Raw genomic sequence first — 8,643 nt, forward strand, 5'->3', positions numbered from 1 at the left:
TTTGTTATTAAGACAAAGTAAGGAGGATATTTTATGATTGATATTCTAAATAAGATTGGATTCCTTTTTCAACAGAATATTGAGGGCTAAATCCTAAACTTTGAATTGGTGAAATATCTGCATATGAATGTTTAATATCTCCAACTCTTTCCTCATCATAAACGTATGGAATACTATAATTAAAATGCTGTTCAAATATGTTGACCATCTGCTTTAAAGTCGTTTGTTTCCCAGTTCCTAAATTATAAACATTGCCATTAACGTTGTCATTGTGCAATACTAACCAACATGCTTCAACTAAATCATCAATATAAATAAAATCGCGCGTTTGCAAACCATCTCCATAAAACGTGAATGTTTCTTTATGATTAAATTTGTGATTAAGAATTGAAATGACCCCTGAATAATCAGAATATGGATTTTGTCTTGGACCATATACATTGAAAAACCGTAGTGAAACGGTAGGTAAATGGTACAATTGATGATAAATTTTAGCGTAACTTTCTCCAGCATATTTTTGTACTGCATATGGAGACCTTGGATCAATACGTGAATGAATTGCTTTAGGCAATCCTTCTAATTGTCCGTAAACGGCTGCAGATGATGCAAACAAGAATTTTTTTATATTAGAATGCTGTAACCTGAGTGTTTCTAAAATATTCAACGTAGCATCGATATTCACTTGGTTAGATCGTCCCGGTTGTTGAACTGTTTCCACGACGCTCACCATAGCTGCTAAATGAATGACATAATCAAATCTTTCTTTTTTAATTAAGTCCGAGACAAATTTCAAATTATTGATATCTTCTTGATAGAAATACTCTTTTTTAACAAATGGTATATTTTCTATACGACCAGTTGATAAATTATCAATTACATGTACTTCAATATTATTTTGAATACATTTTTGTGCTATGTGTGAACCGATAAAACCCGCCCCGCCCGTAATTAGTGCTTTCATGTTGTTGTCCTCCTAGGTGCCTGCACGGTATAAACCATGTAATTACTGTGTGATTATCTTCTAAAATATAATAATGATTGCTTGATCAATAAAAAAACTACCGAAAAAGTAATTAAACTTAATCAGTAGTTCTGTGTTCATATAAGATGATATTAATGAATATATCTATATGTATTCACTTGATATGAAGGAATTGTTCTATATGTCACAATACCTGGTGACGCTGCCCAGTTCATTTCTGAAACTAAAATACTACCATCACTATTAACTCGCTCTACAAAAGCGACATGGCCATAGTATCCTGAATCACTTTGCGCGATTGAACCTACTGTTGGTTTACCATCAATTGTGTAACCATCAGCTGCTGCTGCGTTATCCCAATTGTTTGCATTCCACCAATATGTGCTAATGCCTTTTCCAATTTGAGCACGACGGTTGAATACATGATATGTACATTGTCCCCATGTATATAAGTTTTGGTGATTAAATACTGGTGTATTGTAACCATTATTACTTGAGTTAGCTGTATTTGAACTACTGTTTGATGTAGAAGCAGTACCTGACACCTTTAATTTTTGCCCTGGATAAATAAAGAAATTAGATAATCCATTTAGGCTCATAATTTTTTGATAAGTTGTACCATATTTAGCAGCTATTGATGATAAAGAATCTCCCGCTTGTACAGTATATGTTGATGAGCTTCCTGTAGTTGATGCCGAACTACTTGGTTTACTAGTACTAACTGTACCTGATACTTTTAATTTTTGGCCTGGATGAATTAAAAAGCTATTTAAACCATTTAATTTCATTAATTTTTGATAACTCATGCCATATTTAGCAGCTATTGATGATACTGAGTCCCCTGCTTTTACTGTATATGTAGATGAACTCGTTCCTGTAGATGATGAACTAGTTGGTTTACTAGTACTAGTTGAACCTGATACCTTTAATACTTGGTTTGGAAATATTATATTAGAAGATAAATTATTCAAAGATTTTAATTTCGAAATAGATATTCCATATTTACTAGATATAGACCAAAGAGATTCGCCACTTTTTACTGTGTGTGTCGTTGCTGCGTCTGCTTGTGTTGCTGCAATAGCACTCACTGCACTTGTCCCAACGATTGCAGCAATAATTTTTTTATTCAATTACTTATTCCTCCTCAAATACTCTATTTATTTCTCGGATTTTTTATACAATATGTATTATACTCCCTTAATATGTATATGGTGTTTGTATTTCATGACATTATGATTACAAATATAATATTTTTATCGAATTGATTCATACATATAAACCATCTCTACTATATATATGTGATATTTTCTTTTCATTTTTAATATTTGCAAAAAACATCAATTTATAAATAATTTTAGCTTCTATTTTTATTTAGAAGTACTAATCTTGATATCTCTCAACCCTAATTTTGAATCATCAACATATTATTCCGGAGTATTCCTAGAACCTTCATTAAACCAATAATAATTGCAATCTAATTTATAAAATGAATGTTTAAAGTGTGATTAGCAATCATATAGACTATTCCAAATCTTTTAGCACCTATGTTTTATCAAGTTAATACTACTAAAACCAAAATTTATTTTATGCTAATATTGAATGGCTAAAACTTTATAATACTCTGTCATAACAGTCTTTATAGCTATTTTTAAATATTGTATTATATAAATAATTACTTAATCATAATTATTCTTCCTTTACTTATTGTGTTTTAGGGTGTATAGTTAATCTAACGTAATAAAAGGTCGTGAATTTGATTGAAGTTTATTTGTTTAGAATATACTCTTTTGATTTAATGAAATTTGTTACAAATATTTAGTGCAAAAGCACGCGGAGGTATTCTATATGAATAACGGTACAGTTAAATGGTTTAATTCAGAAAAAGGTTTTGGTTTCATCGAAAGAGAAGATGGAAGCGACGTATTCGTACATTTCTCAGCAATCGCTGAAGAAGGATACAAATCATTAGAAGAAGGACAAAAAGTTGAATTCGACATCGTTGAAGGCGATCGTGGAGAACAAGCAGCTAATGTCGTAAAAATGTAATAACATTTTCAAAGCAACCGTCATGGTTGCTTTTTTTATGCCTAAAATTACTTTTTTTATCTAATTATATTGTATTGTAATGAATATGTATTTACATTACTATTTGATTATAAATATAAAGAAAAAGGAATGATTTAAATTGAGTATACTCACTTCTATTTTAATAATACTTGTGGCAATAGAATTCTTATTAATCATGGTGTTACAAACATTACTAACCACATCTAACAAAACGAGTCAAACTTTTAAAATGAGCACTTCTGCATTAAAAGATAAAAATCTAAATACTTTAATGAAGAATCAAGGGCTTTACAATGGTTTACTTGGTATCTTCATTCTCTATGCCTATTTTTTGAGTAATCATCCTAAAGAAATGACTACATGTCTTCTTATATATATGATTATTGTTGCTATATATGGTGCGCTAACAAGTCAAAAAGCCATCATCATTAAACAAGGGCTTTTACCAATACTTGCACTTTTATCATTATTATTTTAATCCATTCCGTTAAGTCGATATTCGATTTAACGGTTTTTTTTATAAAAAATGACCCATTCCAGTATATTGGAATGGGCCTTTATTATATATATTTGTTCTTTTGACTTACTCTTTATTTTTCCTCTTCCTCTTCATCTTCTCTACGACGTTTGAAGAATAAGAATAACGCTCCTAATCCAGCTAATAATGTACCGAATAATGTTCCCTTATTTACACCATCTTGTCCAGTTTCAGGTAATTCACTTTGATCTTTTTCATGATTGTTACCTTTATTTGTTGATGCTGTCTCATGGTTACTTTGTTGTACAGTACCATTTGAAGTTACATTATTTCCAGATACATGACCTTGTGTTGGTTGTTCTGTTGGTTGACCTGGTTCTGTTACTTCACCTGGATTTGTTGGCTCTGCCGGTTGACCTGGTTCCGTTGGTTCACCTGGATTTGTTGGCTCTGTTGGTTGACCTGGTTCCGTTGGTTCACCTGGATTTGTTGGCTCTGTCGGTTGACTTGGATCCGTTGGTTCACCTGGATTTGTTGGCTCTGTCGGTTGACTTGGATCCGTTGGTTCACCTGGATTTGTTGGGTCTGTTGGGTGACTTGGATCCGTTGGTTTACCTGGGTCTGTTGGGTCTGTTGGGTGACTTGGATCCGTTGGTTTACCTGGGTCTGTTGGGTCTGTCGGTTGACTTGGATCTACAGGTTTACCATCATCAATCACTGTTCCATCAGTAGATGGAGACGTATTTCCATTAGCATCTGTTGCTGTAACGCCAATATGATCTCCACCTTTTAGATTTTCTCCAGCTGGGATGTCAATCACATAGTTACCGTTTTCATCTGTTTTACCTGTTGCTGTTGTACCATCTGGGAATGTTATTGTCACTGTTGAGCCTGGTTCCGCTTTACCTGTGATTGTTTTATCTCCCTTATGAACTGGATTAACAGTTGGCGCTTCTGGTGCTGTTGTGTCTGTTACTACTGTTGTTGCTGGTTCTGACGTATTGCCATCTTTGTCAGTCGCTGTGACTGGTAATGTTTCTCCGCCTTTTAGATCTTCGTTAGATGGAATATCGATCACATAGTTACCGTTTTCATCTGTTTTACCAGTCGCTGTTGTGCCATCTGGGAATGTTACCGTCACTGTTGAGTTTGGCTCTGCTTTACCTGTGATTTGTGTATCATCACTTGTTACTGGGTTGATTGTCGGTACAGACGGTGCTGTTGTGTCCGTTACTACTGTTGTTGTTGGTTGTGATTCATTACCGTCTTTATCTGTTGCAGTTACTGGTAATGTTTCGCCACCTTTTAGATCTTCGTTGGCAGGAATATCGATGACATAATTGCCGTTTTCATCTGTTTTACCTGTTGCCGTTGTGCCATCTGGGAACGTCACTGTTACTGTTGAACCTGGTTCCGCTTTACCTGTAATTGTTTTGTCTTCACTTGTTACCGGATTGATTGTCGGTACAGTTGGTGCTGTTGTGTCTGTTACTACTGTTGTTGTCTTATCTGATGTATTACCATCTTTATCTGTTGCAGTTACTGGTAATGTTTCGCCACCTTTTAGGTCTTCATTAGCTGGGATATCAATCACGTAATTGCCATCTGCATCAGTTGTACCACTAGCTGTTGTGCCATCTGGGAATGTTACTGTCACTGTTGAGTTTGGCTCTGCTTTACCTGTGATTTGTGTATCATCACTTGTTACTGGGTTAACTGTTGGCGCTTCTGGTGCTGTTGTATCTGTCACTACTGTTGTTGCTGGTTCTGACGTATTACCATCTTTATCAGTAGACGTTACTGGTAATGTTTCTCCGCCTTTTAGATCTTCGTTAGCTGGAATATCAATCACATAGTTGCCATCTTGATCAGCTTTGCCAGTAGAAGTACTTCCATCTGGGAACGTCACTGTTACTGTTGAGCCTGGTTCTGCTTTACCTGTAATCGTCTTATCATTGCTTGTTACTGGATTAACAGTCGGTACAGATGGTGCTGTTGTATCTGTCACTACTGTTGATGCTGGTTCTGATTGATTGCCATCTTTATCTGTAGACGTCACTGGTAATGTCTCTCCACCTTTTAAGTCTTCATTAGCTGGGATATCAATCACGTAATTGCCATCTGCATCAGTTGTACCAGTTGCTTTTGTGCCATCTGGGAACGTTACTGTTACCGTTGAACCTGGTTCCGCTTTACCTGTAATTTGTGTATCATCACTTGTCACTGGGTTCACTGTTGGTACAGATGGTGCTGTTGTGTCTGTCACTACTGTTGTTGACGGTTGTGATTCATTACCGTCTTTATCTGTAGCTGTTACTGGTAATGTTTCTCCGCCTTTTAGATCTTCGTTTGCAGGAATATTAATCACATAATTGCCATCTGCATCTGTTTTACCAGTTGCTTTTGTGCCATCTGGGAATGTCACTGTTACTGTTGAGCCTGGCTCTGCTTTACCTGTGATTTGTGTATCATCACTTGTTACTGGATTGATTGTCGGTACAGATGGTGCTGTTGTATCTGTCACTACTGTTGTTGCTGGTTCTGATTCGTTACCATCTTTATCTGTTGCAGTAACTGGTAATGTTTCGCCACCTTTTAGATCTTCGTTAGCAGGAATATTAATCACATAGTTACCGTCCGCATCTGTTGTGCCACTAGCTTTCGTGCCATCTGGGAACGTCACTGTTACCGTTGAACCTGGTTCCGCTTTACCTGTAATTGTCTTATCATCACTTGTTACCGGATTAACTGATGGTACTGTTGGTGCTGTTGTATCTGTTACTACTGTTGTTGATGGTTGTGATTCATTACCGTCTTTATCTGTAGCTGTTACAGGTAATGTTTCGCCACCTTTTAGATCTTCGTTTGCTGGGATGTCAATCACATAATTACCATCTGCATCTGTTGTGCCACTAGCTTTCGTGCCATCTGGGAATGTTACTGTCACTGTTGAGTTTGGCTCTGCTTTACCTGTGATTTGTGTATCATCACTTGTTACTGGGTTTACAGATGGTACCGTTGGCGCTGTTGTATCTGTTACCACTGTTGTTGCTTTATCAGACGTATTACCAGCTTTATCTGTAGCTGTTACAGGTAACTCTTCTCCACCTTTTAAGTCTTCGCTTGAAGGAATATTGATGACATAGTTTCCATCTGCGTCTGTTGTACTACTTGCAGTTTTACCATCTGGGAACGTTACTGTTACCGTTGAACCTGGTTCCGCTTTACCTGTGATCTGTGTATCGTCACTTGTTACTGGGTTTACAGTCGGTGTTGATGGTGCTGTTGTATCTGTCACTACTGTTGTTGCTGGTTCTGATTTATTACCATCTTTGTCTGTTGCTGTAACCGGTAATGTTTCGCCACCTTTTAAGTCTTCGCTAGATGGAATATTGATAACATAATTGCCATCCGCATCTGTTGTTCCTGTCGCTGTGTTTCCGTCTGGGAACGTTACTGTCACTGTTGATCCTGGTTCCGCTTTACCTGTGATTGTCTTATCATCACTTGTTACTGGGTTTACAGAAGGTACTGTTGGCGCTGTTGTATCTGTCACTACTGTTGTTGCTGGTTCTGATTTATTACCATCTTTATCTGTTGCAGTAACCGGTAGTGTTTCGCCACCTTTTAAGTCTTCGTTAGATGGGATGTCAATCACATAATTACCATTCTCATCTGTTGTACCAGTAGCTGTTGTACCATCTGGGAACGTTACTGTTACTGTTGAGCCTGGTTCTGCTTTACCTGTGATTTGCGTGTCATCACTTGTTACTGGGTTGACAGAAGGTACTGTTGGCGCTGTTGTATCTGTTACTACTGTTGATGTAGGCTCTGATTTATTACCATCTTTATCTGTTGCAGTAACTGGTAATGTTTCTCCACCTTTTAGATCTTCGTTAGCTGGAATGTCAATCACATAATTACCATCTTGATCAGCTGTACCAGTAGTTGTTGTACCATCTGGGAACGTTACTGTTACTGTTGAGCCTGGTTCTGCTTTACCTGTGATTGTCTTATCATCACTTGTTACTGGGTTTACAGACGGTGCTGTTGGTGCTGTTGTATCTGTTACTGTTGTTGTAGTTTCTCCAGATTGGTTTCCAGCTTTATCTGTAGCTGTTACTGGTAATGTTTCTCCACCTTTTAGATCTTCGTTAGCTGGAATATCGATAACATAATTACCATCTGCATCTGTTGTTCCACTTGCTTTTGTACCATCTGGGAACGTTACTGTTACTGTTGATCCTGGTTCTGCTTTACCTGTAATTTGCGTATCATCACTTGTTACTGGATTTACAGACGGTGCTGTTGGTGCTGTTGTATCTGTTACTGTTGTTGTTGCCGGTGCTGATGTGTTGCCAGCTTTATCTGTTGATGTAACTGGTAATGCTTCTCCACCTTTTAAGTCTTCATTAGTTGGGATAGTAATTGTGTAATTTCCATCCTCATCTGTTGTACCACTAGCCGTATTTCCGTCTGGGAATGTTACTGTCACTGTTGAGCCTGGTTCCGCTTTACCTGTGATTGTCTTATCATCGCTTGTTACCGGATTAACAGTCGGTACTGTTGGTGCTGTTGTATCTGTTACTACTGTTGTTGCTGGCTCTGATTTATTGCCATCTTTATCTGTCGCAGTAACCGGTAGGGTCTCTCCACCTTTTAAGTCTTCACCACTCGGAATATTAATCACGTAATTGCCATCTGCATCTGTTGTACCACTAGCTGTATTTCCATCTGGGAATGTTACTGTCACTGTTGATCCTGGCTCTGCTTTACCTGTAATTTGTGTATCATCGCTTGTCACTGGATTCACTGATGGTACTGTTGGTGCTGTTGTATCCGTTACTACTGTTGTTGCTGGCTCTGATTTATTACCATCTTTATCTGTTGCAGTAACTGGTAGTGTTTCGCCACCTTTTAGATCTTCATTCGTTGGAATATCTATTGTGTAGTTTCCATCTGCGTCGGTCGTTCCAGTAGCTGTCGTACCATCCGGGAATGTCACTGTCACTGTTGAGCCTGGCTCTGCTTTACCTGTAATTTGCGTATCATCACTTGTCACTGGATTCACTGATGGTACTGTTGGTGCTGTTGTATCTGTTACCACTGTTGATGC

At 37.4% G+C, this 8,643-nt stretch carries 5 protein-coding genes; 2 read left to right on the forward strand and 3 right to left on the reverse strand.

What is annotated here, in order from left to right; translation table 11 throughout:
• Nucleotides 1-31: 31 nt before the first annotated feature.
• Both ACZ267_RS05870 and ACZ267_RS05875 read right to left on the reverse strand, forming a co-directional pair.
• The gene (locus tag ACZ267_RS05870) at nt 32-961 is read right to left on the reverse strand and encodes an NAD-dependent epimerase/dehydratase family protein (protein ID WP_002466889.1); all 930 of its coding nucleotides are present in this window, start codon (nt 959-961) and stop codon (nt 32-34) included.
• Between the two features lie 152 nt (nt 962-1,113).
• Nucleotides 1,114-2,112, reverse strand: a complete 999-nt coding sequence (locus tag ACZ267_RS05875) for a LysM peptidoglycan-binding domain-containing protein (RefSeq protein WP_002466875.1) — start codon at nt 2,110-2,112, stop codon at nt 1,114-1,116.
• A 715-nt stretch (nt 2,113-2,827) separates the two neighbouring features.
• Between ACZ267_RS05875 and ACZ267_RS05880 the strand changes: the two genes are divergently transcribed.
• Nucleotides 2,828-3,028 carry a cold-shock protein gene (locus tag ACZ267_RS05880; protein WP_002450876.1) on the forward strand — a complete coding sequence of 67 codons (201 nt, stop codon included), beginning with the start codon at nt 2,828-2,830 and terminating at the stop codon, nt 3,026-3,028.
• Nucleotides 3,029-3,167: 139 nt separating this feature from the next.
• Nucleotides 3,168-3,527: a DUF1304 domain-containing protein gene (locus ACZ267_RS05885; protein WP_002466883.1), complete on the forward strand. Its 360-nt coding sequence runs from the start codon at nt 3,168-3,170 to the stop codon at nt 3,525-3,527.
• 112 nt (nt 3,528-3,639) lie between these two features.
• Here ACZ267_RS05885 and ACZ267_RS05890 read toward each other — a convergent pair.
• A partial coding sequence (locus ACZ267_RS05890) for an Ig-like domain-containing protein (protein ID WP_463680295.1) occupies nt 3,640-8,643 on the reverse strand: 5,004 nt, incomplete at its 5' end.

It is taken from the genome of Staphylococcus sp. AC872, assembly GCF_979255425.1.

What these genes read in the sequence shown, in the direction of transcription:
- ACZ267_RS05870 (WP_002466889.1), bottom strand. Translation starts at nt 961, where the DNA reads ATGAAAGCACTAATTACGGGCGGGGCGGGTTTTATCGGTTCACACATA.
- ACZ267_RS05880 (WP_002450876.1), top strand. Translation starts at nt 2,828, where the DNA reads ATGAATAACGGTACAGTTAAATGGTTTAATTCAGAAAAAGGTTTTGGT.